At 63.7% G+C, this 23,655-nt stretch carries 25 protein-coding genes; 13 read left to right on the top strand and 12 right to left on the bottom strand.

All coding sequences use genetic code 11. The features are described from left to right. Window positions 1-3 precede the first annotated feature (3 nt). Together hisB and rnk are read right to left on the bottom strand one after the other, a co-directional pair. Window positions 4-597 carry an imidazoleglycerol-phosphate dehydratase HisB gene (hisB, locus tag ASD45_RS17600; RefSeq protein ID WP_056912994.1) on the bottom strand — a complete coding sequence of 198 codons (594 nt, stop codon included), beginning with the start codon at window positions 595-597 and terminating at the stop codon, window positions 4-6. 47 nt (window positions 598-644) lie between these two features. Then, window positions 645-1,055, bottom strand: a complete 411-nt coding sequence (gene rnk, locus ASD45_RS17595) for a nucleoside diphosphate kinase regulator (protein WP_056913580.1) — start codon at window positions 1,053-1,055, stop codon at window positions 645-647. Window positions 1,056-1,428: 373 nt separating this feature from the next. On the opposite strand from rnk, the gene hslV reads away from it, so the two are divergent. The 4 genes from hslV (at window position 1,429) to ASD45_RS17575 (ending at window position 4,787) form a co-directional block, all read left to right on the top strand. Next, window positions 1,429-1,983: an ATP-dependent protease subunit HslV gene (gene hslV, locus ASD45_RS17590; RefSeq protein WP_056912993.1), complete on the top strand. Its 555-nt coding sequence runs from the start codon at window positions 1,429-1,431 to the stop codon at window positions 1,981-1,983. After that, window positions 1,980-2,555: a DUF2585 domain-containing protein gene (locus ASD45_RS17585; protein ID WP_056912992.1), complete on the top strand. Its 576-nt coding sequence runs from the start codon at window positions 1,980-1,982 to the stop codon at window positions 2,553-2,555. The genes hslV and ASD45_RS17585 overlap by 4 nt, the downstream gene beginning before the upstream one ends. Window positions 2,556-2,576: 21 nt before the next feature. Beyond that, window positions 2,577-3,884, top strand: coding sequence for an ATP-dependent protease ATPase subunit HslU (hslU, locus tag ASD45_RS17580; RefSeq protein ID WP_056912991.1), 1,308 nt, complete (start codon window positions 2,577-2,579; stop codon window positions 3,882-3,884). Between the two features lie 162 nt (window positions 3,885-4,046). Then, on the top strand, window positions 4,047-4,787 hold the full coding sequence (locus ASD45_RS17575) for a helix-turn-helix domain-containing protein (protein WP_056912990.1): 741 nt from the start codon (window positions 4,047-4,049) through the stop codon (window positions 4,785-4,787). A 306-nt stretch (window positions 4,788-5,093) separates the two neighbouring features. Here the strand turns inward: ASD45_RS17575 and ASD45_RS17565 are convergent, their stop codons facing one another. From ASD45_RS17565 to ASD45_RS17550, 4 genes are read right to left on the bottom strand one after another with little or no spacing between them, the layout of a single operon-like run. Further along, window positions 5,094-5,402: a hypothetical protein gene (locus ASD45_RS17565; protein ID WP_056912988.1), complete on the bottom strand. Its 309-nt coding sequence runs from the start codon at window positions 5,400-5,402 to the stop codon at window positions 5,094-5,096. Between the two features lie 26 nt (window positions 5,403-5,428). Further along, on the bottom strand, window positions 5,429-6,010 hold the full coding sequence (locus ASD45_RS17560) for a Smr/MutS family protein (RefSeq protein ID WP_056912987.1): 582 nt from the start codon (window positions 6,008-6,010) through the stop codon (window positions 5,429-5,431). A 12-nt stretch (window positions 6,011-6,022) separates the two neighbouring features. Beyond that, window positions 6,023-7,279 carry an MltA domain-containing protein gene (locus ASD45_RS17555; RefSeq protein WP_082541006.1) on the bottom strand — a complete coding sequence of 419 codons (1,257 nt, stop codon included), beginning with the start codon at window positions 7,277-7,279 and terminating at the stop codon, window positions 6,023-6,025. A 3-nt stretch (window positions 7,280-7,282) separates the two neighbouring features. Beyond that, window positions 7,283-7,999, bottom strand: coding sequence for a Tim44/TimA family putative adaptor protein (locus ASD45_RS17550; protein WP_056912985.1), 717 nt, complete (start codon window positions 7,997-7,999; stop codon window positions 7,283-7,285). Window positions 8,000-8,217: 218 nt separating this feature from the next. On the opposite strand from ASD45_RS17550, the gene ASD45_RS17545 reads away from it, so the two are divergent. From ASD45_RS17545 to ASD45_RS17530, 4 genes are all read left to right on the top strand, one after another. Next, window positions 8,218-8,703 carry an FxsA family protein gene (locus tag ASD45_RS17545; RefSeq protein ID WP_056912984.1) on the top strand — a complete coding sequence of 162 codons (486 nt, stop codon included), beginning with the start codon at window positions 8,218-8,220 and terminating at the stop codon, window positions 8,701-8,703. Between the two features lie 153 nt (window positions 8,704-8,856). Then, window positions 8,857-9,339, top strand: a complete 483-nt coding sequence (gene secB / locus ASD45_RS17540) for a protein-export chaperone SecB (protein WP_056912983.1) — start codon at window positions 8,857-8,859, stop codon at window positions 9,337-9,339. A 138-nt stretch (window positions 9,340-9,477) separates the two neighbouring features. After that, the gene (locus ASD45_RS17535; RefSeq protein WP_056912982.1) at window positions 9,478-9,828 is read left to right on the top strand and encodes a hypothetical protein; all 351 of its coding nucleotides are present in this window, start codon (window positions 9,478-9,480) and stop codon (window positions 9,826-9,828) included. Continuing rightward, the gene (locus ASD45_RS17530; protein ID WP_056912981.1) at window positions 9,828-11,288 is read left to right on the top strand and encodes a methyl-accepting chemotaxis protein; all 1,461 of its coding nucleotides are present in this window, start codon (window positions 9,828-9,830) and stop codon (window positions 11,286-11,288) included. Before ASD45_RS17535 ends, ASD45_RS17530 begins: the two co-directional genes overlap by 1 nt. A 3-nt stretch (window positions 11,289-11,291) precedes the next feature. On the opposite strand, the gene dnaQ is transcribed toward ASD45_RS17530, so the two are convergent. From dnaQ to ASD45_RS17510, 4 genes are all read right to left on the bottom strand, one after another. Further along, window positions 11,292-11,996 carry a DNA polymerase III subunit epsilon gene (dnaQ, locus tag ASD45_RS17525; RefSeq protein ID WP_056913579.1) on the bottom strand — a complete coding sequence of 235 codons (705 nt, stop codon included), beginning with the start codon at window positions 11,994-11,996 and terminating at the stop codon, window positions 11,292-11,294. Between the two features lie 114 nt (window positions 11,997-12,110). Then, window positions 12,111-12,704: a dephospho-CoA kinase gene (gene coaE / locus ASD45_RS17520; protein ID WP_056912980.1), complete on the bottom strand. Its 594-nt coding sequence runs from the start codon at window positions 12,702-12,704 to the stop codon at window positions 12,111-12,113. Window positions 12,705-12,716: 12 nt separating this feature from the next. Next, window positions 12,717-13,325, bottom strand: a complete 609-nt coding sequence (locus ASD45_RS17515) for a Maf family protein (RefSeq protein ID WP_056912979.1) — start codon at window positions 13,323-13,325, stop codon at window positions 12,717-12,719. Between the two features lie 14 nt (window positions 13,326-13,339). After that, entirely contained in the window at window positions 13,340-14,179 is an 840-nt protein-coding gene (locus tag ASD45_RS17510) for a pyruvate, water dikinase regulatory protein (RefSeq protein ID WP_056912978.1), read from the bottom strand. 352 nt (window positions 14,180-14,531) lie between these two features. On the opposite strand from ASD45_RS17510, the gene hemE reads away from it, so the two are divergent. From hemE to rho, 3 genes are all read left to right on the top strand, one after another. After that, complete coding sequence (hemE, locus tag ASD45_RS17505; RefSeq protein WP_056912977.1) at window positions 14,532-15,575, top strand: uroporphyrinogen decarboxylase; 1,044 nt, start codon at window positions 14,532-14,534, stop codon at window positions 15,573-15,575. Then, on the top strand, window positions 15,575-16,000 hold the full coding sequence (gene hemJ, locus ASD45_RS17500; protein ID WP_056912976.1) for a protoporphyrinogen oxidase HemJ: 426 nt from the start codon (window positions 15,575-15,577) through the stop codon (window positions 15,998-16,000). Before hemE ends, hemJ begins: the two co-directional genes overlap by 1 nt. A 278-nt stretch (window positions 16,001-16,278) precedes the next feature. Next, window positions 16,279-17,544: a transcription termination factor Rho gene (gene rho / locus ASD45_RS17495; protein ID WP_056912975.1), complete on the top strand. Its 1,266-nt coding sequence runs from the start codon at window positions 16,279-16,281 to the stop codon at window positions 17,542-17,544. Window positions 17,545-17,694: 150 nt separating this feature from the next. Here rho and ASD45_RS17490 read toward each other — a convergent pair whose 3' ends face one another. Continuing rightward, window positions 17,695-17,925: a hypothetical protein gene (locus tag ASD45_RS17490; protein WP_056912974.1), complete on the bottom strand. Its 231-nt coding sequence runs from the start codon at window positions 17,923-17,925 to the stop codon at window positions 17,695-17,697. A 125-nt stretch (window positions 17,926-18,050) separates the two neighbouring features. On the opposite strand from ASD45_RS17490, the gene gcvA reads away from it, so the two are divergent. Further along, window positions 18,051-19,013, top strand: a complete 963-nt coding sequence (gene gcvA, locus ASD45_RS17485; protein ID WP_056912973.1) for a transcriptional regulator GcvA — start codon at window positions 18,051-18,053, stop codon at window positions 19,011-19,013. Window positions 19,014-19,137: 124 nt separating this feature from the next. Next, complete coding sequence (locus ASD45_RS23145; RefSeq protein WP_082541005.1) at window positions 19,138-21,471, top strand: transporter substrate-binding protein; 2,334 nt, start codon at window positions 19,138-19,140, stop codon at window positions 21,469-21,471. A gap of 103 nt (window positions 21,472-21,574) precedes the next feature. Here ASD45_RS23145 and ASD45_RS17475 read toward each other — a convergent pair whose 3' ends face one another. After that, complete coding sequence (locus ASD45_RS17475) at window positions 21,575-23,620, bottom strand: thioredoxin domain-containing protein (protein WP_056912972.1); 2,046 nt, start codon at window positions 23,618-23,620, stop codon at window positions 21,575-21,577. Window positions 23,621-23,655: the final 35 nt, after the last annotated feature.

Raw genomic sequence — 23,655 nt, 5'->3', positions numbered from 1 at the left:
CAATCAATTTCCCAGCGTTCCCTTGGTCGAGGGCACTTCGTCCTTGGTGCGCTCGTCGATCGCGACGGCCGAGCGCAGGCAGCGCGCCAAACCCTTGAAGCAGGACTCGGCGATGTGATGGTCGTTGGTGCCGTACAGACACTCGACGTGCAGCGTCACGCCGGCGTTCATGGCGAAAGCCTGAAACCACTCCTGCACCAGTTCGGTATCGAAGGTGCCGACCTTGTCGCGCCCGAACGTCGCCTTGAACACCAGGAACGGCCGGCCGGAGATGTCGAGTGCAACGCGCGTCAGCGTCTCGTCCATCGGCATGTGGACGTCGGCATAGCGGCCGATGCCCTTCATGTCGCCGAGGGCCTGCTTGACCGCCTGGCCGAGCGCGATGCCGACGTCTTCAGCCGTGTGATGAAAATCGATGTGCAGGTCGCCGACCGCCTTGACGGTCATGTCGATGCGGGAGTGGCGCGCCAGGAGGTCGAGCATATGGTCCAGGAAGCCGATACCGGTCGCGATCTGCGAACGGCCCTTGCCGTCGAGGTCGATGGTGACCTCGATGTCGGTTTCCTTGGTCTTGCGCTTGATGGTGGCGGTGCGCATCAGGGCTAAATCCTCGTTTCGGCGGCCTTTTATCAGGGGTTGCGGGGTTATGCCACAGCGCCGGCGCCCCCGACACTCAGGACGGTCAGCGAGCGCCAGTCGCCGGTTGGGGTCTCCCATTCGATCGATTGCCCCACCGACAGGCCGATCAGGGCCGCGCCGACTGGCGACAGGACCGACAGCTTGCCGTCATCAAGGTCCGCCTGGTCCGGATAAACGAGGTTAACCGTCCGCGACCGGCCGGTGGCGTCGTCGCGGAATTCGACCTCCGACCCCATGGCTACGACCCCGCGCAGCAGGAAGCCGGACGGCACGATGGTCGCGCGCGCGATCTCTCGCGCCAGGAAATCGGCGGTGCGCGACTCCGGGCTGGCGGCGGCGACCAGCCGCTCGAGACGGTCGAAATCCATTCCGCTGACGATAATCGGCGGCAGTTCCTTGCGCAGCATTGACGGCATGAGAGCACTCCAGCGTTCCATGGGCCGCCTGCCGCACACGGCGGCGACGGCGTTCGTGCGCCACGGCCCGCGGACAAACGGTTAGCGACGATTGGTTAGGCGATTTGAGCGGAGGAAGAAGGTCGACAAGCCCGGGACGACAGACAGCCGTCGCCCGGGTTACCTGCCTGCGTGCAGATGACCGGCGCGCGAAAAATGGCGTGCAGTATGGCGCAACAGAGACCTCATGGTGCCGAATGTAGGATCGCACCGCGCATTGTCAACGCGGCGGATCGGCGCGACAGCGTGCACCAGCGCAGCGCGGCGCGTGCCAGCGAGGTTTGCAAACCCGGCTAGGCGTGCCTAGATGACCGAAATTGCAGGGGTAAAGCGTATGTCCTCGAACGAACTGCCGTCCTGGCATGGCACCACGATCCTGACCGTGCGCAAGGGCGGCACCGTTGTGATCGGCGGCGACGGCCAGGTGTCCATCGGCCAGACCATCGTCAAAGCCAACGCCAAGAAAGTCCGCAAACTGGGCAAGGGTGACGTCATCGGCGGCTTCGCCGGCGCCACGGCAGACGCTTTTACCCTGTTCGAGCGGCTCGAATCCAAGCTCGAGCAATACCCGAGCCAACTGCTGCGCGCCGCCGTCGAACTCGCCAAGGACTGGCGTACCGACCGCTATCTGCGCCGGCTCGAGGCCATGATGATCGTCGCCGACGCGCAGGTGTCGCTGGTGCTGACCGGCAATGGCGATGTGCTGGAGCCGGAAGCCGGCGTCGCCGGCATCGGCTCCGGCGGCAACTACGCGCTGGCCTCCGCGCGCGCCCTGCTCGACACCGGCGCCGATGCCGAGGCCATCGTGCGAAAGTCGCTCGATATCGCGGCCGACATCTGCGTCTACACCAATCGAAACATTACGGTCGAAAGCCTGAAATCGGCATGACCGACGCGGCGCGTCACACGCTGCGGAACTGCGTCATTGTCGCGGCCGCGCTGCTCGCGGTTCAGGCCGCAGTGCTCCTGGCGATGGGACGCGTGCCGATATGCGCCTGCGGCACCATCAAGCTCTGGCACGGTCAGGTGCAGAGTTCGGAGAACTCGCAGCATATCCTGGACTGGTACTCGTTCTCCCACGTCATTCATGGCTTCATCTTCTATTTCCTGACATGGCTGATCCTGCCAAAAGCGCCGGTCTGGATCCGCTTCGCCGTCGCGGTCGCTGTCGAAGGCGGATGGGAAATCCTCGAGAACTCCCCGTTCATCATCGAGCGGTACCGGGCGGCGACGATCTCGTTGCAATATTACGGCGACAGCGTGATTAACTCCGTATCCGACACCGTCGCCATGATCGCCGGATTTGTCCTGGCGCGGCGCCTCCCTATATTTGTGGTGATCGGTTCGGCTATCATGATGGAATTGGGCGTCGGCTACGTCATTCACGACAACCTCACGCTCAATATTCTCATGCTGATCTATCCGATCGACGCCGTCCGGGCCTGGCAGGGCGGCGGTTGACCATCAGGTGATAATATAAACATGACCGACTTCTCCCCGCGTGAAATCGTCTCCGAACTCGACCGCTACATCGTCGGCCAGCACGACGCCAAGCGCGCCGTTGCCATCGCGCTGCGCAACCGCTGGCGACGCCAGCAGCTCGACGACAAGCTGCGCGAGGAAGTTTTGCCGAAGAACATCCTGATGATCGGGCCGACCGGCGTCGGCAAGACCGAGATTTCGCGCCGCTTGGCCAGGCTCGCCGGCGCGCCGTTCCTGAAGGTTGAAGCGACCAAATTCACCGAAGTCGGCTATGTCGGCCGCGATGTCGAACAGATCATCCGCGATCTCGTCGAGATCGCCATCTCTTTGACGCGCGAAAAGCGCCGCAAGGACGTGCAAGCGCGCGCCGAACTGGCGGCCGAGGAGCGCGTGCTCGATGCGCTGGTCGGGCCCGGCTCCGGACCGTCGACCCGCGAAAGCTTCCGCAAGAAGCTGCGCAACGGCGAGCTCAACGACAAGGAGATCGAAATCGACGTGCAGGCCGGCGGCCAGGGTTTGCCGATGTTCGAAATTCCCGGCATGCCGGGCGCGCAGATGGGCGCCATCAATATCGGCGACATCTTCGGCAAAATGGGCGGCAGCCGCACCAAGACGCGCCGCGTCACCGTCGACGAATCACACGCTATCCTGCTCAACGAGGAATCCGACAAGCTGCTCGACAACGAACAGCTCGTTCAGGAAGCCATCCGCAGCACCGAGCAGAATGGCATCGTGTTCCTCGATGAGGTCGACAAGATCGCTGGCAGCGAGCGCCGCGGCGGCGCCGATGTGTCGCGCGAAGGCGTGCAGCGCGATCTGTTGCCGCTGATCGAAGGCACCACGGTCAATACCAAGCACGGACCGGTGAAGACCGACCACATCCTGTTCATCGCCTCTGGCGCTTTCCACATCTCGAAGCCTTCGGACCTGTTGCCGGAACTGCAAGGTCGTCTGCCAATCCGCGTCGAACTGAAGGCGCTGACGCGCGACGACTTCCGCCGAATCCTGACCGAGCCGGAAGCCTCGCTGATCAAGCAGTATGTGGCGCTGCTGGCCACTGAAGGCGTCACGCTCGATTTCTCAGAAGACGCCATCGATGCGATCGCCGATATCGCCGTGTCGGTCAACGGTTCGATCGAGAACATCGGCGCGCGCCGCCTGCAGACGGTGATGGAACGTATCCTCGATGATATTTCCTTCGCCGCGACCGACCGCGCCGGCGAAACCGTCCGCATCGACGCCGCCTATGTTGAAAAGCATATCGGCGATCTGGCCAAGAACACCGACCTCTCCCGCTTCATCCTCTAGTTCTTCCGCGCCTGCCCGACATTACGCAGACCGCCGCCGGCGCCTTTGGGCGGCCGGCGGCTGTGCCATGTCTTTAATTTATCGCTACAATTAACGGTTGCGGTACCACCGAATGTTTAGGGGTAGCGCGTAGGAATAAATATTTAGCGGGGAGCACAGGCCATGGCCGCTGGCAGCCGGGGCAAGAGGGGCACCGATTCGAGGACGGAGCGCACATCGCCGGGCGCGCATCTCCGCGCCGAGCTAAGTCGCCTGGGTCTCGATCAGGTGGCGGTCAGCAAAGCGACCGGCGTGTCACGCCAGTCGGTCAACAACATCATCAACGGCCGCCAGCCGATCTCACGAGCCATGGCCGGCAAGCTCGGCCGGCTGACCGGCCACAGCTCGGACTACTGGCTCAGCGAGTGGTTCGGCCAGCACCAAACGCCGGATCGGGCGGCCGCAAGTCCACTGGTCAATCATCAGATTGCGCGCGCCGTGCAAAAAGGCGTCATCGCCATCGAGCCTTTCATGACCAGCCATTTGCGCACGGCGTCGATAGAGCTGACGCTCGGCGGCGAGATCGTTAGCGGCGGCGACAGGATCGATCTCGCACGCAAGAAAGTCCTGAGCCTCGGCCCGGGCCGCGCGGTGCGCGCAACGACGGCCGAGATCGTCGAACTGCCTTACGATTATCTGGGCCGCTTCGGCGCCGTCGCCCGTCTGACCGCCGGCAGCGTCATCCTCTCGGGCGAGCTGCAAGTTGAACCGGGCTTCAGGGGACCGGTGCGCTTCGTCCTCTTCAATGCCGGGCACGCCGCCTTTACGCTGCGCCTCGGCGAAACCGTCGGCGCATTGGAAATTCTGTCGCTGTCTTCGGCCGCCGAGACCGCGCGCCCTAAGGCTGTGTCAAGGCAAGTATAAATTTTTCTTGACACATGGATTGTGGCTCACCCTATACTACTGGTTGTAAAACGTGTGCAGCCAACCTTGGGGGGATTTGGCGAATGCGGGTCGCAAAGCGCGAAAAGAGCGGGCCTGTCACCAGCGCCGTCGACGGCGGGCTCAATCGTCCGGAGATCGAAGCCGACGTTTTCGAAATCTGGATCGGCGTATCACGGCTGATGGCGCGGCTGACTGAACCCAGCCGGCCCCGGGTCCGCCATAAAACGCGACCGCGCCGCGCTCTCGCCGCGGCGTCAAAGCCGCCGGCGCCGCGATCCGGACGCGTTATTCCTTGATCGTCGTCGTCGGATCGGTGAGCGCCACCGGGTCCGAAGCGGGGAAGGTCTCGGCCAGACCTTCGCCCAGCTCACGCTCGACGACCATTTCTGTCGCCGACTTCCTGGCAGTGGATGTTCGGCTGGCTCTCTTCGCCACCTTCTTTGTCTTCTTAACCGCCGGCCGTTTGGCGCTCTTGGCCTTCATGGCTGATTTCGTCTTCTTGGCCGATTTCTTCCGCGCCGCCGCTTTCGGCTTCTTCACTTTGCTTTTGGTCTTTGTCTTGACCTTGCGCTTGCGCTTGGCCTTCTTAGCCATGGTCGACCCCTTTGCCTTGCCTGCGCTCAAGCTTTGGCGCGGCGAACGCGGACATAGAGCGCGCCCTCGCCGCCATGCGCGACGTGAGCGTCCTCGAAGCCGATAACATACTCGCGAAACTCCGGAAGCGACAGCCACTGCGGCACCTGGCGACGCAGCACGCCGCGCTCGCGGCCGCTGTCATCAAAAGAGCTGGCCCGACTCGCCCCTTTGCCGGTGATCACCAGCACCAGCCGCGCGCCGCGCCCGCTCGCCGCGCGCAAAAACCGCAGCAGCACGTGATGCGCTTCGCTTTGCGTCAAACCGTGCAGATCGAGCCGGGCATCAATATCCTGCTTGCCGCGCGCGAGATTGCGCTTGGCCCGCCGCGTCAGCGGCGGCGCGATGGGGGCAGTTTTCGGCGGCGACGGTGTGAGGATGGCGGCTGGTTCGCTGGGCCTGGCTTTTACGCTCGCCCGCAGCCTCGGCTGCGCAACCGGTTCTGCGACATCCTCATCGGCTTTGGCAGCCGCGTCTTCCGGACGCAGCGGTTTCATGCTCTTGGTGATGGTCGACCAGAGAACGCGTTCCTCGTAACTGAGAACGCGGCGTTTGCCGTCTCGGCTCATGGCACTGAGCCGTCAGAGATGCGTGCCGTCGGCGACAACAGCCTTCGGTCGCGGTCTTGGCAGAGGCACGCTGGCCGCAACTTCCGCATCGCCCTTCACCGTCACATCCTTCGGCACCAGCATGACGAACTTGCCGAACTGCTTGATGCGGCCGGCGATCGACGGAATATCCGGGCCGTGACCGAAATAGATGTCGGCGCGCGCCGCGCCGCGAATGGCCGAACCGGTATCCTGCGCAATCATCAGGCGCTGGAACGCGTCTTCAGGCGCTTCGCTCTTCAACGGCAGCTTGGCGTCGATCCACACCGGCGTGCCGTAAACATGCATCGACGGATCGACAGCGATCGACCGGCCGGGCGTCAACTGGATGCCCTGCGCGCCGAGACATTCCTCGTGCGGCTCCAGCGTCGTCTTCGAGAAGAAGACATAGGAACGATTTTTTTCGCGCAGCGCCTGTCCTTCCTCGGGATTGGCTTCCATGTAGGCGCGAATCTTGTCCATCGACATTTCTTCCGGCGTGTACACGCCCTGATCGATCAGGATGCGGCCGACCGGCGTATAGGGCTTGCCGTTGCTGGCGATGTAGTTGAGCCGCATCAGGGCGCCGTCGGTCAGCTTGACGCGCGTCGAACCCTGGATTTGTGCGAAGAAAGCATCCACCGGATTCCTCACCCAGCAGATCTCGAGGCCCTTGCCATCCAGGGCACCCTTCTCGATGTCCGTGCGATCGTATTGCCCGAACACCTTGCTCTTCTTCCCGGCGACTTTGGACGGCACGCCATAGAGCGGGACCGAATATTCCGCGGTCTTGACGCGCGAGCCGGTGACCTCGGGCTCATAGTAGCCGGTGTAGAACCCATCAGCTCCGCTGTAATAGCCGTAGGTTTTCATCTCCGGCAGGATGCGGACCGGCTTGAAATTGTCTTCGAAGAACTTGCGCGCCGTTGCGGCATCGATGCTGCCACTGGCGGCGACAGCCGTGGCGTTGCGGCAGGCGTTGAACAATCCGCCATAAACCGGCCGCGCGGTGCGCATCGCCTTGGTGCCGTGAAGGATGGCGCCGCAGCTTTTCAGATATGCGGAGAAGGCCGCCGCCTGATTGTCGTTTTGCCAGCCGTCGAGCTTGTCGAAGCTCAAGGCCTCGATTTCAGCGTTGCGGAATTTCACCGGCTGCGCCGTTGCCGGGCCGGCCGCCGCCGTCATAAGCCCGAGCGAAAAACCAAACGCGACAAGACAATGAAATCGGCTTGCCGCGGGTTTGTGCGCCATGCGTTATTGTCCGGCTTCGGTCGCGACCAGCTTCCAGTTCGGATCACGCGACGACACATCGCGCGCAAACGTCCACACGTCGGTGACGTCGGTCACGCTTTCGGCATTGCCGTCGATAACCTCGCCGGCCTTGTTGCGCGTGACTGAGATGAGCTTGGACTGGAAACGAACAGTGAGTTGCGCGCTGCGCGCACGCACCTCGGCGTTGGTGATCGTCGCCTTGTCGATCGAGACGAAGCGGCTCTCGACGACGTCGCCGCGCTTCTCACGCTCGGTGATGGCCGCGTCGAAACCGTCATAGACTTCGCGCGACAGCAGATTGCGCAAGGAACGCCGGTCGCCCTCGGCATAGGCCGTCACGATCATCTCGTAGGCGGCGCGGGCGCCGGTCAGGAAGTGATTGACGTCGAACGTGCGATCCGCGGCGACCACGGCGTCGAGGCCCGACGCCAATGGCGAGCCGGCCTCGGCGACGCCTTTCCAGCGCTCGGCCGCGGCAACCTCGGGCGTCTCATCCGGCGTGCGCGAAGCTTCGGCCGGCCGGTTCGGAATCTGAACCACATTGTCGGTCGCGGGCCGGGCGGGCTCGCGGGCGGCGAAGGGATCGTAAGGCGGCCGCTCGCGGCCGGTGCGTTGTCCCAGCACGCTGCGCAACCGCAGGAATATGAACACCGCGAGCGCCAAAAAGATGATGGTGTAGATGTCGAACACGTTTTCCATTCTTTCGGCTACCGTACCGGTGGGAGCTTTGCATCCGGCCGTTGGGACGGAAACACCCGCGGGACGGCGTAGCGGTTAGTCCCGCCCTACCTATTTAAGCTGACGGATGCGCCGATCCAATGGCTTAGCGCCGCTCGATCGGCGCCGGTCGGACCTTGGCAAACCTTAAACGATCGGGGCGCATAGGCCAATATCGCCAGCCGATCCGAGGAATCCCGATGAATGTGGCAAAATGGCTGTTGCTCGGCCTCCTGGCGCTGCCCATGGCCGAATTGGCTGTGTTTATCGCGGTAGTGGCCGTTTACGGCTTCGCCCTGGCCCTGACGCTGCTGATCGTCGGTTCGGTAGCCGGCGGGCTGATCCTGCGCCGCGCGGGGGGTCAGCACATCGCCCGTATGCGGGTCGCGATGCGCGACGGCCTGAACCAGAACAATTTCACGGCCTTACGCGCGGATGGCGTTGGCGGCCTGACCCTTTTGGGCGGCTTTTTGCTGGCCGTTCCGGGGTTTATTACCGACGTTCTCGGCCTCCTGATCCTCGTCGTTCCGCTCTGGACGCGGATCAGTGAGGCGCTTGGCCGCAGGCCGCCGCCGGCGCGATCCGACGGCGTGGTCGATCTTGAGCCGGAGCAGTGGCACCGGATCGACGATCCGGCGCTGCCGAGCCGGAGTCGTCTGGACGCCGGCGACCCGCGCCACCAGTAATTGCACTTCTGCACCCACCGCCCCCCGGTCGGTACGGCGCATTTACGATGTCGCACGACGGTGCCTCGAAGAGCACAACCGCAACCGCCGTTGTCCTTGTTCACTCAAAATGGCCGTGTTAGCCAACCGCCGCGTAGACAGGGGTACTAGTTCATGACGACCACGAATGGCGGGCAATCTCAGGATTTCAACCCGGAGCAGGTGCCGCAGCTCAATGTGGTGGCCCAGTACATCAAGGATTTCTCATTCGAGAATCCGAATGCGCCGAAGTCGCTCATCGGCGGCGAACAGCCGCAGATCTCGATCCAGATCAACGTCAACGCCGCCCCGATGTCGGATAGCGACATCGAAGTCGTGCTGCAGCTCAGCGGCAAGGCCGAGACCGGCGGCAGTCTGATGTTCAGCTTCGACCTCGCTTTTGGCGGCGTGTTCCGCATTCGCAATGTGCCGCAGGAAAGCATGAACGCGGTCGTGCTGATCGAATGCCCGCGGTTGCTGTTCCCGTTTGCCCGCGAAATCATTGCCACCACCGTGCGCAACGGTGGCTTCCCGCCGCTGCTGCTCGACCCGGTCGATTTCGTCGCGCTGTATCGCCAGAAGATGGCACAGCTCGGCGGACAAGCTCCCGCGCAGTAACGCTCGAAAATCCGAAAGTTCCATTCAGACGCCTGTGCGCCTCGAACGCACAGGCGTTATTGCTTCTCGTTCTGATAGATAATGGTTTCTTAAGAGGTATTTCCGTATTAGCGGCGGGCATTCAAAGGCACTGTTCGCTTGACCACGCTATGCGCGCGCCCCGGCCGTTTCGTCGAAGTGCTGACCCTGGTGTCGCTGTCGATAGCGGCACTGGCGGCGAGCGCCCGGATCGGCCTCGTGCCGCAAAATCCTGAAAACGGCGTCGCCGTTGTTTTCGCGCCCTGGACCTCATCGCAAGCCAGCATCGAACGCGCGACAGCCGATGGCAGCCGCTTCGTGCGGTTCGGCGGCTTCGGCTCGATCGCCGTCGTAATGCCGGCTGGTCCCGGCTACATCGAGCGCATGCTCGGCAGCGGCGCCTGGTTCGTCGTCGACCCGAAGATGCTCGCGGCCTGTTCCGCGGCGATATCGATCCTCGGTACGAACTGATGACCAGCCTCGACGAGCTGAGAAAAACCGTTGCCCTGGCCCAGCTCGCGCTGGCGCTGACCCTCGTCCCGGTGCTCGCGCTCGTCGCGCTTTGGCTCGGCAAATCGCCGCTCTCGACCGCGGCCGTCGCCGCGGCTCTGGCGCTGGTGCCGGCCGTCGCCATTTCGCTCAAGCGGTCGTTGCGATTCATCGCCTTCGCGCTGGCCATCGCGCTGATCGGCCAGACCTCGCTGCTCGTCATGCTGTTCGCCGGCCACCCGTGGCAGGTCGAGATGCACTTTTATTACTTCGCCGTTCTCGCCATGCTGTCCGGCCTATGCGACGTCGCGGTCCTCATCTCGGCGGCCGCCCTGATCGCGCTGCACCACCTGATTCTGAATTACCTGATGCCGATGACCTTGTTCACCGGCGGAAGCGATTTCCTGCGCGTGATCATTCACGCGCTCGCGGTCGTGATCGAGACCAGCATGCTGGTCGCTTTCACCGTGGCGATTCGGGCGACGTTCGAAAGCGCCGATAAGGCACAGAAAGCATCGGAGACCGCGGCTGCCGAACTGTCGCAGGTCGGCAAGCGCCGTGAGGAAGAGTTCGCCGCCACGACGCAACGTGCTGAGCACATGCGTTCGCTGCTCCACAGCTTCAAGACCGCGATCGAGAGCTCGACATCGATCCTTCATAGCGCATCGCAGACGCTGCAAAGCGACGCGCAAAACCTGGACAAGACCGCGACGCAGGCCAGCGCCCAGTCGGCCAAGGCGTCGTCGGCCGCCCAACGGGCGACGCAAATGGTGGAAAGCGCCGCGGCATCCGGCGAACTTCTCGCCAATTCGATCGCCGACGTCGGCCGCAATGCGGCGCGCTCCTCGGAGCTCGCTGCGGCTGCGGTCGGCGAAGCCATCCGGACGCGGTCCATCATCGACAAGCTGGCCGTCGCGACCGGCGAAATCGGCAATGTCACCGATCTGATCAACAGCATCGCAGCGCAGACCAACCTCCTGGCCCTCAACGCCACCATCGAAGCGGCGCGCGCCGGAGAAGCCGGCCGCGGCTTTGCCGTCGTCGCTCAGGAAGTCAAAGCACTGGCCGGCCAGACGACGCGCGCGACCGAAGAGATCGCCCGGTCCGTGGAAGCAATGCGCACCGAGACCGAACTGTCCGTCGCCGCGATCTCTGCGATCTCGGAAACCATTCGCGAGCTCGACGAATTTTCGGCGCGCATTGCAAGTTCGGTTGAGGAACAGGCGGCGACCTCGCAGCAGATCGCCAACAGTGGCAACGCCGTGACCGACAGTGTCGGCCAGGTCGGCAAGGCGATCGTTGAAATCGAAGGCGTTGCCGTCGAGGCGTCGCGCGCGGCAACCAAGGTCAACTCAGCCGCGATCGGCGTGACCGATCACACCAGACTGATCCGCGAGCAGGTGCATCGGCTGGCCGACGAGATTCAGGCGATACCGGCGTAAGTCTTAGCCAGCCTGATCGAGATAGCTCTTCCAGATCGGCGCTTCGCCGAGCGTCCCGACGAATTCGCGGTGCGCTGCAAGCTCGGCCGCGGTGAGCCGCGGCTTGAGCGGCGCCGGCCGCGTGCGGACTGCACCGCCGCCGCCGACAAGGATCGCGGTCGGCGACACGCTTTCGGCGAGGCTGAGCGAGGCCTGCCGGCCGCCCAGCAATTCCAGATAGACCTCGGCGAGGATCTCGGCGTCGAGCAGCGCGCCGTGCTTGGTGCGGCGGGAGTTGTCGATGCCGTAACGGCCGCACAGCGCATCGAGATTGTACGGGCCGGCGGAATGCTTGCGCCGCGCCAATGCCAGCGTGTCGACCAGGCGCTCGCGCGCGATGAGCGCGCGCTTCGCCAGCTTCAGCTCGGCGCAGAGGAATTTGTGATCGAACTCGGCGTTGTGGATCACCAGAGGCGTGTCGTCACCGATGAAGGCGATGAACTCGTCGACGATCTCGTGAAAGCGTCTGTGCTGGCTGAGGAACTCCGCCGACAGGCCGTGCACGTTGAACGCCTCGAACGGCATGTCGCGTTCCGGATTGATGTAGGCGTGGAACGTCAATCCGGTCGGAATGCGGTTCAGCAGTTCGACGCAGCCGACTTCGACCAGGCGGTGGCCCTGGAAGGGATCGAGGCCGGTGGTTTCGGTATCGAGGACGATTTCGCGCATATTCTCATCCGTCATTCCGGGATGCCGCAAAGCGGCGGACCCGGAATCCATAGCCCGTAGCGGTCTGATTATGGATCCGCGCTGACCGCCTTCGGCCGAGCCGCGGAACGCCCGCTACCGATTCGCCATTTTACGCACTTTGTCCAGAATCTCACGCACCTGTTGACGGGCGGCGTCGAAACCCTTTGACGTATCCACGATGAAATCGGCGCGCCGGCGTTTCTCGGCGTCCGGCATCTGCTTGGCCAGGATCGCGAGAAACCGCTCTTCGGTCATGCCCGGCCGCGTCAGCACGCGTTCGCGCTGCACCTCGGCCGGAGCCGACACCACCGCCACGGCGTCGCAGCGTTTGTCGCCGCCGGTCTCATACAGCAACGGTATATCGAGCACCGCGACATCGGCGCCATTTTTCTCGGATTCGGCGAGAAACTGATCGCGCTTCTGCGCCACCAGCGGATGCACGATTGCTTCCAGCCGCTTGATGGCATCCGCTTTGCCGATCACTTGCGCGCCCAGCTTGACGCGATTGACCACGCCGCCAGCCGTCGTGCCCGGGAATGCGGCTTCGATCAGCGCCGTCGCCTCCCCTTCATACAGGGCATGCACCACCGCGTCGGCATCCTGCACCGGCACCCCTTCTTCGGCGAACATCCTGGCGGTCGCCGTCTTTCCCATGCCGATCGAGCCGGTCAGGCCGAGGATGAACATGGCCGGCCTCCCTCAACCGTCGACATAACCGGCGTCGCGCAAAAACCTGAGCAACGGCAGCATCGGCAGGCCAAGAATGGTGAAATAGTCGCCCTCGACGCGCTCGAACAGATGAATGCCGATGCCCTCGAGCTGATAGGCGCCGACGCTGCTCAACGCTGCGGTGCCGGTCATGTCGAGATAGTCGTCGAGAAATCGGTCGGAAAAGTCGCGCATCGTCAGTCGCGCGGTATCGACCATCTCGAACAGCATTTCTCCGTCGCGCACCAGCGCGATGCCCGAATGCAGTTCGTGAGTGCGGCCGCGCAACGTGCGCAACTGCGCTGCGGCTTCGTCGCGGCTGACGGGCTTGGTCAACCGTATATTGCCGCGCGCCAAGGTCTGGTCGGCGCCGAGCACGATATGGCCCGGCATCTGCGCGGATACGGCTTCGGCTTTGGCCTTCGCCAGCAGCCGGGCCGCAGCCTGTGCATCGCTGACATTGGCATCGCGTTCGACCGCGCGTTCGTCGATCTGCGCGGCGCGGATGCCGAAGCGCAGCCCGGACGCGGCCAGAAGCTTGCCGCGAATGTCGCTTTTCGAGGCCAGCACCAGAGGATGAGGTGCGATCCACAAGGGCATGCGGAATTGTCTTTCTATGTCGCCGGCCGGCGGCGCCGTTCCATCAGCAGCTTCATCACGGCGGCGGCGGTTTCTTCGATCGAACGCCGCGTCACGTCGATCAGCGGCCAGCCGTGCTTGGTGCAGAGACGGCGCGAAAACGCGATCTCCTCGGCGACCGCCGTCTTGTCGATATAGAGATCGTCGTCGCGATGCGCCTTGAGGCCGAGCAGCCGGTTCTCGCGAATCTGCACGATACGTTCCGGGCTGGCGAATAGCCCGACCACCAGTGGCCGCGTCAATTTCTCAACTTCCGGCGCCACCGGTACGCCAGGCACCAGCGGCACGTTGCCGGTTTTGACGCCGCGGTTGGCGAGATAGATCGACGTCGGCGTCTTCGACGTCCGCGAGACGCCGATCAGCACGACGTCGGCTTCCTCGAGACCGACAACGTGCTGGCCGTCATCATGCATCATCGTGTAGTTGAGCGCGTCGATACGATGGAAATATTCGGCATTGAGCACGTGCTGGGCGCCGGCGCGATGGATCGTCTCGGCGCCGAGATAGGACTGGAACAGCCGCAGGATCGGACCGAGCACCGACATGCAGGGCAGACCGAGATCGCGGCACTTGTCTTCGAGCAGCTGGATGAGGTCTTCTTCCAGCAAGGTATAGAGGACGAGGCCCGGCGCTTCGGTTATCTCTGCCAGCACGTGGTCGAGCTGCTTCTTCGATCGAACCATCGGGTAGAGGTGTTCGACCGGCGCCACATTGGCGTATTGCGCGGCCGCCGCGCGGGCGACCGTGATCAGGGTTTCGCCGGTCGCGTCGGAAACCAGATGCAGGTGAAAGTAGCCTGTGTCGGACATCGGGATAGCGACCGGACGGAATGTGGATTGGCGGGGATGAATCCGCCCGCGGCAGGGGCATGTAAGCGACCGCGGCAGGACAGGTCAATTTTTGTCCACATCGCTCAGGACGGGACAGAATCTGGCTGCTCTGCCGAGGACTGGAGCGAGATGTGGACTGCGGTCTGGGGATAGGCGGGGATAACGCGCTAATTACGGCAAAAACCGCGGTTTCGGCGGGGACAACGTCGGGTTGGAATGAGCGGGGAATCTGAAGAGAGATCGGTTCTGCGGTGGACAGATTGTTGACCGCGAGTCATGAGTCCAATCGACAGCCTAATAATAACAACAGCGAAGCTATTAAGAGTCTTTTAGGAAGATGCCCGTGACGCCGGACCCTGTGGGGACAAAACCTCTTCTTCGTGTTCTCGAAGGCCGCCGCGAAGAGACTCCCCCGGTCTGGATGATGCGGCAGGCTGGCCGGTATCTCCCGGAATACCGTCAGATTCGCGAGAAGGCTGGCGGCTTCCTCGATCTCTGCTTCAATCCCGAACTGGCCGCCGAAGTAACGCTGCAACCCGTGCGGCGGTTCGGCTTCGATGCTGCTATTTTGTTTTCCGACATTCTGGTGATGCCGTTGGCTCTCGGCCGCAAGGTCGAGTTTCTCGCCGGCGAAGGGCCGAAGCTGGAGCCGATGACCGATGCGTCCGCGCTGGCGGGACTGCGCGATCGTGCCGATCCGGATGTTCTGGCGCCGGTCTACGAGACGGTTCGCCGCGTCAAGGCGCAGCTTGACGACAAGACGGCGCTGATCGGCTTCTGTGGCGCTCCCTGGACCGTGGCGACCTATATGGTGGCTGGCGAAGGGACATCCGATCAGGCCCCGGCTCGGCTGTTCGCCTATCGCGATCCGGAGAACTTCAAACGCATCATCGATCGACTGGTGCAAGGTTCGATCGAGTATCTCGTCGGTCAGCTCAAGGCTGGCGCCGACTGCGTTCAGATTTTCGATACCTGGGCCGGCATTCTGCCGCCGGAACAGTTCGATCGCTGGTGCATGGAGCCGACGGAAAAGATCGTCGCCGGCGTACGGGCTCAGGTTCCCGGTGCCAAGATCATTGGCTTTCCACGTGGCGCCGGGGCGATGGCGCTGCCTTACGTCGAGATCACGGGCGTCGACGCCATCGGGCTCGACTGGGCATTCCCGCGCAGTCTGGCGCACGACATTCTGCAGCCGCGGGTTCCGGTGCAGGGCAATCTCGATCCGCTGGCGCTGCTCGCCGGCGGTGATGCACTCGACCGGGAAGTCGATGATGTTCTGACGCTCGCCGACCGGCCGCTGATCTTCAATCTCGGCCACGGCATCTTGCCGGCTACGCCGATCGAGCACGTCGAGCGGATGCTGAAGCGGGTGCGAGGATAATGCTCTACCTCTGGATCAAAGCCCTGCACATCGTCGCCGTCATCTCGTGGATGGCCGGGATGCTCTATCTGCCGCGGTTGTTCGTGTATCACGCCGGCGTCGAGGCGGGCTCGGCACAGGCCAAGACCTTCGAAGTGATGGAATACCGCCTGCTGCACTACATCATGACGCCGGCGATGGCGCTGACCTGGATCGCCGGTATCGCTCTGATGATCGAGGGCAGCTGGCTCACCGCCGGCTGGCTGCATGCCAAGCTCGCGGCGGTCCTGGTCATGAGCGGCCTGCACGGTTTTTTGGGCCGCTGCCAAAAGGATTTCGCCGCCGGGCGCAATCGCCGGGATGCGAAATTCTATCGAATTATCAATGAAATACCGACCGTGCTGCTGATCTTCATTGTCATCATGGTGGTGGTCAAACCGTTTTAGGCGGCTTAACCAGGCCGCGCGATAGCCAGACCCGCGGCCGGGCGGCCCCTTGCGCGAATTCCCGGCCTCACCTATCTTATTTGCCATCCCACCGAACGCAGGCGGATGCAGTCGCGTTACCGGTCCCGAGCCGTTCGGAACCGTCGCAGCCTCGGGCCCCCGGGACCTCTTCCTAAAAAGCCCCGCGTCACTCCCAACCTGCGATCTCACTCCCACTATCGGTCAGCTCGAGCCCGTATTTGCAAGGGTGAGCAGGCCTCCCAAGGATACTTACCCGCATGCGGGAAATGAAACTCCAGGACCTCAAGTCCAAAACCCCCGCCGAACTCCTCTCCTTCGCGGAAGAGCACCAGGTCGAGAACGCGTCAACGCTGCGCAAGCAGGAGCTGATGTTCGCGATCCTGAAGCAGCTCGCCGCCCAGGAGATCGAGATCATCGGCGAAGGCGTCGTCGAAGTTCTGTCCGACGGCTTCGGCTTCTTGCGCTCGCCGGAATCCAATTACCTGTCCGGCCCGGACGACATCTACGTCTCGCCGTCGCAGATCCGCCGCTTCGGCCTGCGCACCGGTGACACCGTCGAAGGCCAGATCCGCTCGCCGAAGGAAGGCGAACGCTACTTCGCGCTGCTCAAGGTCAACACCATCAACTTCGAAGACCCCGAGAAGGCGCGCCACAAGATCAACTTCGACAACCTGACGCCGCTCTATCCCGACGAGCGGCTGAAGATGGAACACGACGATCCGACCAAGAAGGATCTGTCGGCTCGCGTGATCGACATCGTCGCGCCGATCGGCAAGGGCCAGCGCGCCCTCGTCGTCGCGCCGCCGCGCACCGGTAAAACCGTGCTGCTGCAGAACATCGCGCACGCCATCACCGCCAATCATCCGGAATGCTATCTGATCGTTCTTCTGATCGACGAGCGTCCGGAAGAAGTCACCGACATGCAGCGTTCGGTGAAGGGCGAAGTCGTGTCCTCGACCTTCGACGAACCGGCGACGCGTCACGTCGCCGTGGCCGAAATGGTCATCGAGAAGGCCAAGCGCCTGGTCGAACATGGCCGCGACGTCGTCATCCTGCTCGATTCGATCACGCGTCTCGGCCGGGCCTATAACACCGTCGTGCCGTCATCCGGCAAGGTGCTGACCGGCGGTGTCGACGCCAACGCGTTGCAGCGGCCGAAGCGCTTCTTCGGCGCCGCTCGTAATATCGAAGAAGGCGGCTCGCTGACCATCATCGCCACGGCGCTGATCGATACCGGCAGCCGCATGGACGAAGTCATCTTCGAAGAATTCAAGGGCACCGGTAACTCCGAACTCATCCTCGACCGTAAGGTTGCGGACAAGCGCACTTTCCCAGCGATCGACATCACCCGCTCGGGTACGCGCAAGGAAGAACTGCTGGTCGAACCGGCCGTGCTCAAGAAGATGTACGTGCTGCGCCGTATCCTCAACCCGATGGGCACGATGGATGCGATCGACTTCCTGCTCGACAAGCTGCGCAACACCAAGAGCAACGGCGAGTTCTTTGAGAGCATGAATACCTGATCTCGCGAACTGCGCTTGAATGCATCAACGGCCGGGCCAACGCCCGGCCGTTTTTTTGCTGCCGTTGAGAAAAGAAAAGGAGACCGCCCGCGATGTGCGGACGGTCTCCGTATCAGCCGGCCGGAGGGGATTCACAGCCGGCCAAAGACGCTAGCGGCGCGACATCCAGCGGCCTTCCAGCATGCGCTCGCCGATTTCGCGCTCGAGGTTGTCAGTCATCCGATGGCCGCGCCGGGCGATATAGGCTTCGACGTTGCGCTGGGCGTGACGCTCGCGCGATTCGAACAGGCTGTCGTAGATCCGGCGCAGCAGACTGGGCTTTTGCGGCGCCGTCGCGGGGACGGCAATCACCTGAAATCCGATAGGGCTCGCAATGGTCATGGCGGCAATCTCCCCGTTGCGAGGCCGAAACTTGAATCGACCTCATCCATGGAGCGTAAAATGCGTCTGGAAACGCCTTATGACAAAGGATAAGGTCTCAGCCGACAGTTGAGGAATATTCAACTATGGCGATGCCTCCGCTATCCGCGCTCCGCGCCTTCGAAGCCGCGGCCCGCCACATGAGCCTGACGCAGGCGGCCGGTGAACTGAACGTCACACCGGGCGCGCTCAGCCATCAGATCCGCGGTCTCGAGGACATGCTCGGCGTGAAGCTGTTCGAGCGCCGCGTCCGTGCCATCGCGCTCACCGCCGCTGGCAAGCAGCTTTATCCGGGACTTCAGGTCGGCTTCGGTCACATCCGCGATGCGGTGGCGAATCTGCAGGCGACCAATAATTCGCAGGTCCTTGTGCTGAGCACCTCGCCAGGTCTGACGGCCAAATGGCTGGTGCCGCGGCTGTACCGGTTTGCCGCAGCCTATCCGGACATTGACGTGCGGATTTCCGCGACAGCGACGAACGCCAATTTCGTCAATGACGGCGTGGACATGGCGTTGCGTAACATGGCTGATCCGCCACAGGCCGATACGGCGCTGGAGGCCGAGAAGCTTATCGATGTCTTTTACGTGCCGGTGTGCAGCCCGCGTCTTCTGGAAAAGCACGGTCCGATTCGCGCGCCGGAAGATCTTATGCGGCTGCGACTGGTCCATGACGATTCGTTGATCGCGCGCACGGCGCGGCCGGACTGGAAGGAATGGTTCAAGGCTGCCGGCGCCGGCGATGTCGATCTGCAGCGCGGCCTGCGCTTCAACAGCGCCGATCATGCGCTCGACGCCGCCTGTGAAGGCGCCGGCGTGCTGCTGTCGTATGACATGCTGGCTTACGACGATTTGCGCAGCGGCCAGCTCGTGATGCCGTTTCCGCTGGCTCTGCCGTCGGCCCGCGCGTTTTATCTGGTCCGACCGAAAGCGCGTAAACCGCCCGCGGCCGCCGAAGCCTTCCGCGCCTGGATTCATGAAGAGGTCGGCTTGCTCGACTGGAGCACCATCCGTGACGCGGCGCCGGACAAGCCGAAGCGTCGCCGCAAGTAGCCGCCGCCCAAAAGTTGGGCGCGTTTGCTGATAATTGATGCGGTCCTATCGCAACTGCGAAAAGGAATTGGAAACCATATTCGGGCGAATTTGATGGCTGGATATTTCTCCATCCGAGCCCGGAATGTCAGCCCGCACCCGCTATCGAATGCCGCGACCCGCGCTGTGGATCGCGGCGCCGGTATTCATTGTCTGCGCCGCTGTCCTCGGCGTGTTTCAGCTGTGGCAGTCGCCGCTCGCCGCGCTGGCGACAGCGCTTGGCGGCGCCTTGCTGGTCGGCATGTATGCCGATGGCCGTTTGGCCGCGGTGATCGGCGCCATCAGCGCCATCGCCGGCGGCGATCGCTATACCAGCCTGCCGGAGACCATCGGCGATGGCGCGATGCAGAGTTTCGGCGAGACCGCGGACCGCATCCGCAGCGCGCTGATCGAAGCCGATACCGTCTCGGTCGATCAGAACCGACGCGAGACCGAAGCGCGGCTGCATCATGCCGGCCGCCATTTCTTCACCGGCAATTTCCGCCGCGCCATCGATGACGTGGTCACCGCCTTCACCCAGGCCGGCGAGCGTATTCGCGGCACCGCCGGTGAACTGACCAAGACCAACCGGCTGATGGCGCAGCAGGTGATGGCTTCTTCCGACGCGGCGGCGCGGGCTGCCGAAGAGGTCGCCGGCGTTGCCGCTGCCGCGCAGGACGTACAGGCGCTGGCGGTGGATTCCTCGCGTCAGGTCGAGGCAGCGCGCGAGGCCACCCGGCGTACCGTGACCGAGCTGACGCGCGCCGACGAGACCATGCGGAATCTCGGCCTCGCCGCCGGTCGCATCGAGCAGGTCATCAAGCTTATCCAGGCGATCGCGCAGCAGACTTCGCTGCTGGCGCTCAATGCCACCATCGAGGCGGCGCGCGCCGGTGAATCCGGGCGCGGCTTTGCCGTGGTCGCCGCCGAGGTGAAGGAACTGTCGCGTCGGACAGAGCAGGCGACCCGTGAGGTCTCCACGCAGGTCCACGATATCCAGGCCGCAGTGGGCGAAGCCGCACAGGCGATCGTGGCGGTCGATCAGAGCGTCGCCGCCATGAGCCACGTCAACGAGAACGTGACGCGCCTGATGGAGCAGCAGATTGCCAAGCTCGATCGCATCGGCACGGACGCGCACAAGGTCGCGGCGATGGTGTGCGACGCGCTGCCGAGCATTCGTTCGGTCGTCGCCGACGTTGCCGATGCCGGCGATGCGGTGCTGGCCACCGCCGACGACCTGATGACGCGCGCGCAATCGCTGACGAATTCGGTGGGGCGCTACTTCGCCGATCTCGATCACGGCTCGATCAAGGTCGGCGTCTTGCATTCGCTCTCCGGGACCCTCACCGCCAGCGAACGGCCGCTGCAGCAATTGCTGGTGATGATGATCGAGAAGCTCAATGAGGCCGGCGGCCTGCTCGGTCGTCCGGTCGAAGCCGCGATCATGGATCCGCGCTCCGACACGCAAGCCTATGCCGGACAGGCCGAGGCCTTGCTCGGCGAGCACAATGTCGCGGCGATATTCGGCTGCTGGACTTCTGCCTCGCGCAAAGCCGTGCTGCCGGTGCTGGCGCGGCACGATGCGCTGCTGTTCTATCCGAGCCAGTACGAAGGCGAGGAGCAATCGCCGCACGTCATCTACACCGGCGCGACGCCGCAGCAGCAGGCGCTGCCCGCGGTCGATCATTTGATCGACATGGGCCGCCGCCGCTTCTTCCTGGTCGGCACCGACTACGTCTATCCGCGCACCACCAACGCCATCATCCGGAATTATCTCGCCGGCGCACATGGCATCGATGATGCCGCCGTCGATGAGCTCTATACGCCGTTCAACGAAACCAACTGGCGCGATACCGTGCATCGCATCCGCAAGTTCTGCGGCAAGGACGGCGCCATCATCGCCACCTTGTCCGGCGACTCCAACGTGCACTTCTTCCGCGAGCGCGCGCGTCAGGGCCTCGATGCCGACATCCTGCCGGTCATGAGCCTGTCGCTGGGCGAAGCTGAAATGCCGGCGCTGCACGAGCGCAACCTGATCGGCCACATGGTGGCGTGGAATTATCTGCACACCCTCGACTCGCCTGAGAACCGCGCCTTCATCGCCGAATGGCGCCGCTTCACCGGCGACGAAGCCGCGATCACCAACGACCCGATGGAAGCGACCTGGATCGGCTTCCAGCTCTGGACCCAGGCGGTCGCCGCCGCCGGCACCACCGATCCGCGCACGGTGCGCGGCGCCATGGCCGGGCGTTCGATCCGCGCCCCGTCCGGCTTCGACGTGCGGCTCGATGCGGTCAACCAGCATCTGCACAAGCCGTCGGTGATCGGCCGCATGGACGAGAAGAATGTGATCTGGCCGGTGCGCGTCAGCGATGGCCTGATCGCGCCGGCGCCGTGGAGTTCGTGGCTGGCGCGGAATGAAATGAAGCGCGCGAGTTGAGGGCAAGAGGCTTCCTCATTCTCCGCTCGTCCCCGCGAAAGCGGGGACCCAAGCCCGTGGCCTTCTGGATTCCCGCTTTCGCGGGAACGAACGGAGCGAGGGGCTACGCCATCGCCGCCACCGCCGCCGCGATCTTGCCCGGTTCGGTCACCGGCAGCGAACAGCGCTCGCCGACACAGACAAACGCCGCGCTGCCCGACACCGCCTTCACCTTCTCCTGTGCCGGATGCGACGGCGGCAGCGCCTCTGCCGACGATGCGCGCAACACAATGCGGGAGAGATGCGGCAGCTTCAGCGCCTCGCGCGCGAAGGCCTCCGCCTCCGGCCCGGTGCAGACGATCTCTGCCGCGCGCAGGCGGAAATCGAGCGCGTTGAGCAGCGCGACGTGGCCGAACAGGTTTTGCTGCGCGGTGGCGAGGATGCCTTCGAGCAGTGTGTCGGCTCGGGCCCGCCACTGGTCGTCGCCGGTCAGCGCCGCGAGCCGCACCAGATTTTCCGCTGCGACCGAATTCGGATTGGGCGTCGCATCGTCATTGGTAGCGGCCGGGCGCACCACCAGGCCCTCGGCGTCGTTGGCGGTGAGGAAGTAGCCGCCATTGGCCGGGTTGGCATAGTGGCGGTCGAGTGCCGCCTGCCAGACCAGGGCCTGATGCAGATAGGCCGCGTCCCCCGTCGCCTCGTTGAGCGCCAGAGCCGCCCGGATCATGGAGGCGAAATCCGACGCCAGCCCGGGCAGCAGCAGCCGGGCATCTCGCCAGGAGTGCCCTAGACGGTCGCCACGCGTCATCTCTTTGGCAATGAAATCATAAGCTTGCTGCGCAATGCCGACCCACTCCGGTTCCTCGAACACGGTTCCGGCGTGGACCAGGGCTGCAATCGTTAGCCCGTTCCAGTCCGCCAGCACCTTGTCGTCGAGTCCGGGCCTGACCCGATTCTCGCGCTCTTTCAGTAGCTTACCGCGCAACATGGCAAGGCGGTCCTCGTCCGGTGCTGGTCCCCCCTCGACCCCTATGTTGCGCGGTAAGTGCTTGAGCCGATTGAGGATGTTGTGGCCTTCGAAGTTGCCTTCGTCGCTGACGTCATATTGCAGTGCGAAATAATCGGCATCTGCGCCCAGAATCGCGCGGATCTCGGCCAGCGACCAGACATAGAATTTGCCCTCTTCGCCCTCGGAATCGGCGTCCAGAGACGAGCAGAAGGCCTTGTTTACGTTGGTCATTTCCCGCTGCAGCCAGCCCACCGTTTCGGCGGCGCGCGTGCGGAAGAGCGGGTTTTTGCTGCGGGCCCACGCTGCAGCAAGGAGGTCGAGCAGCTGGGCGTTGTCGTAGAGCATCTTTTCGAAATGCGGCACCAGCCAATACTCGTCGACCGAGTATCGGGCGAAGCCGCCGCCGAGGTGGTCGTAGATGCCGCCTTCGCAGATGTGGGCGAGCGTGAAATCGACGAGGTCGAAGAAACGCGTATCGCCGCCGCGGTCCCCTGCCCGCCACAAAAACTCGTAGAGCGAGGCCTGCGGAAATTTCGGCGCGCCGCGCAGGCCGCCATTGCCGGTGTCGAAGGCATTGCCGAGCCGTTTGGCGGCCGCGTCGAGCTCCTTGAGCCCGATGGTCACCTTGCCCTCCGGCCGCGCCGTTTCGCTCAGCCGCGCCAGCAGCGCGGCGCGGTTCTGTTCGATCTTGGCCGGCTCCTCGCGAAACAGCCGCGACACCTCGCGCAGGATGTCGGTGAAGGCCGGGCGGCCGAATTTCGATTCCTTCGGAAAATAAGTGCCGCCCCACACTGGCTCGCCGGCCGGCGTCAGAAACATGGTGAGCGGCCAGCCGCCCTGCTCGCCGAGCAGATGCAGCGCGTTCATGTAGATCTGGTCGATGTCGGGGCGTTCCTCGCGATCGACCTTGATGTTGACGAACAGCGCGTTCATCACCGCCGCAGTGGCTTCGTCCTCGAAGCTCTCATGCGCCATGACATGGCACCAGTGACAGGCCGCGTAGCCGACCGACAGCAGGATCGGTCGGTTTGAGGCTTTCGCTTCGGCCAGCGCCTCCGGCCCCCACTGCCACCAGTCCACCGGGTTGTGTTGATGCTGCAGCAGATAAGGCGACGTCGCCGCGGCGAGGCGATTGGTGTGGCTGAAGTCACCTGCTGTCATCGGAGTTTCTCCGCGGTCGTCCCGGCCAAGCGCCA

This window comes from Pseudolabrys sp. Root1462, assembly GCF_001426945.1.
Lineage (GTDB): Bacteria > Pseudomonadota > Alphaproteobacteria > Rhizobiales > Xanthobacteraceae > Pseudolabrys.
This window is presented reverse-complemented; position numbering and strand designations above follow the sequence as displayed.

Bases quoted from the DNA above. Each gene is read 5' to 3' on its own strand.
- gcvA (WP_056912973.1), top strand. From the start codon at position 18,051: ATGGCGATGCCTCCGCTATCCGCGCTCCGCGCCTTCGAAGCCGCGGCC.
- hemJ (WP_056912976.1), top strand. From the start codon at position 15,575: ATGCTCTACCTCTGGATCAAAGCCCTGCACATCGTCGCCGTCATCTCG.
- ASD45_RS17475 (WP_056912972.1), bottom strand. From the start codon at position 23,620: ATGACAGCAGGTGACTTCAGCCACACCAATCGCCTCGCCGCGGCGACG.
- ASD45_RS17515 (WP_056912979.1), bottom strand. From the start codon at position 13,325: ATGCCCTTGTGGATCGCACCTCATCCTCTGGTGCTGGCCTCGAAAAGC.
- secB (WP_056912983.1), top strand. From the start codon at position 8,857: ATGACGACCACGAATGGCGGGCAATCTCAGGATTTCAACCCGGAGCAG.
- ASD45_RS17550 (WP_056912985.1), bottom strand. From the start codon at position 7,999: ATGGAAAACGTGTTCGACATCTACACCATCATCTTTTTGGCGCTCGCG.
- rnk (WP_056913580.1), bottom strand. From the start codon at position 1,055: ATGCCGTCAATGCTGCGCAAGGAACTGCCGCCGATTATCGTCAGCGGA.
- ASD45_RS17530 (WP_056912981.1), top strand. From the start codon at position 9,828: ATGACCAGCCTCGACGAGCTGAGAAAAACCGTTGCCCTGGCCCAGCTC.
- ASD45_RS23145 (WP_082541005.1), top strand. From the start codon at position 19,138: ATGTCAGCCCGCACCCGCTATCGAATGCCGCGACCCGCGCTGTGGATC.
- ASD45_RS17575 (WP_056912990.1), top strand. From the start codon at position 4,047: ATGGCCGCTGGCAGCCGGGGCAAGAGGGGCACCGATTCGAGGACGGAG.
- ASD45_RS17585 (WP_056912992.1), top strand. From the start codon at position 1,980: ATGACCGACGCGGCGCGTCACACGCTGCGGAACTGCGTCATTGTCGCG.
- ASD45_RS17555 (WP_082541006.1), bottom strand. From the start codon at position 7,279: ATGGCGCACAAACCCGCGGCAAGCCGATTTCATTGTCTTGTCGCGTTT.
- hemE (WP_056912977.1), top strand. From the start codon at position 14,532: ATGCCCGTGACGCCGGACCCTGTGGGGACAAAACCTCTTCTTCGTGTT.
- ASD45_RS17545 (WP_056912984.1), top strand. From the start codon at position 8,218: ATGAATGTGGCAAAATGGCTGTTGCTCGGCCTCCTGGCGCTGCCCATG.
- coaE (WP_056912980.1), bottom strand. From the start codon at position 12,704: ATGTTCATCCTCGGCCTGACCGGCTCGATCGGCATGGGAAAGACGGCG.
- hslU (WP_056912991.1), top strand. From the start codon at position 2,577: ATGACCGACTTCTCCCCGCGTGAAATCGTCTCCGAACTCGACCGCTAC.
- hisB (WP_056912994.1), bottom strand. From the start codon at position 597: ATGCGCACCGCCACCATCAAGCGCAAGACCAAGGAAACCGACATCGAG.
- ASD45_RS17565 (WP_056912988.1), bottom strand. From the start codon at position 5,402: ATGGCTAAGAAGGCCAAGCGCAAGCGCAAGGTCAAGACAAAGACCAAA.
- rho (WP_056912975.1), top strand. From the start codon at position 16,279: ATGCGGGAAATGAAACTCCAGGACCTCAAGTCCAAAACCCCCGCCGAA.
- ASD45_RS17560 (WP_056912987.1), bottom strand. From the start codon at position 6,010: ATGAGCCGAGACGGCAAACGCCGCGTTCTCAGTTACGAGGAACGCGTT.
- dnaQ (WP_056913579.1), bottom strand. From the start codon at position 11,996: ATGCGCGAAATCGTCCTCGATACCGAAACCACCGGCCTCGATCCCTTC.
- hslV (WP_056912993.1), top strand. From the start codon at position 1,429: ATGTCCTCGAACGAACTGCCGTCCTGGCATGGCACCACGATCCTGACC.
- ASD45_RS17490 (WP_056912974.1), bottom strand. From the start codon at position 17,925: ATGACCATTGCGAGCCCTATCGGATTTCAGGTGATTGCCGTCCCCGCG.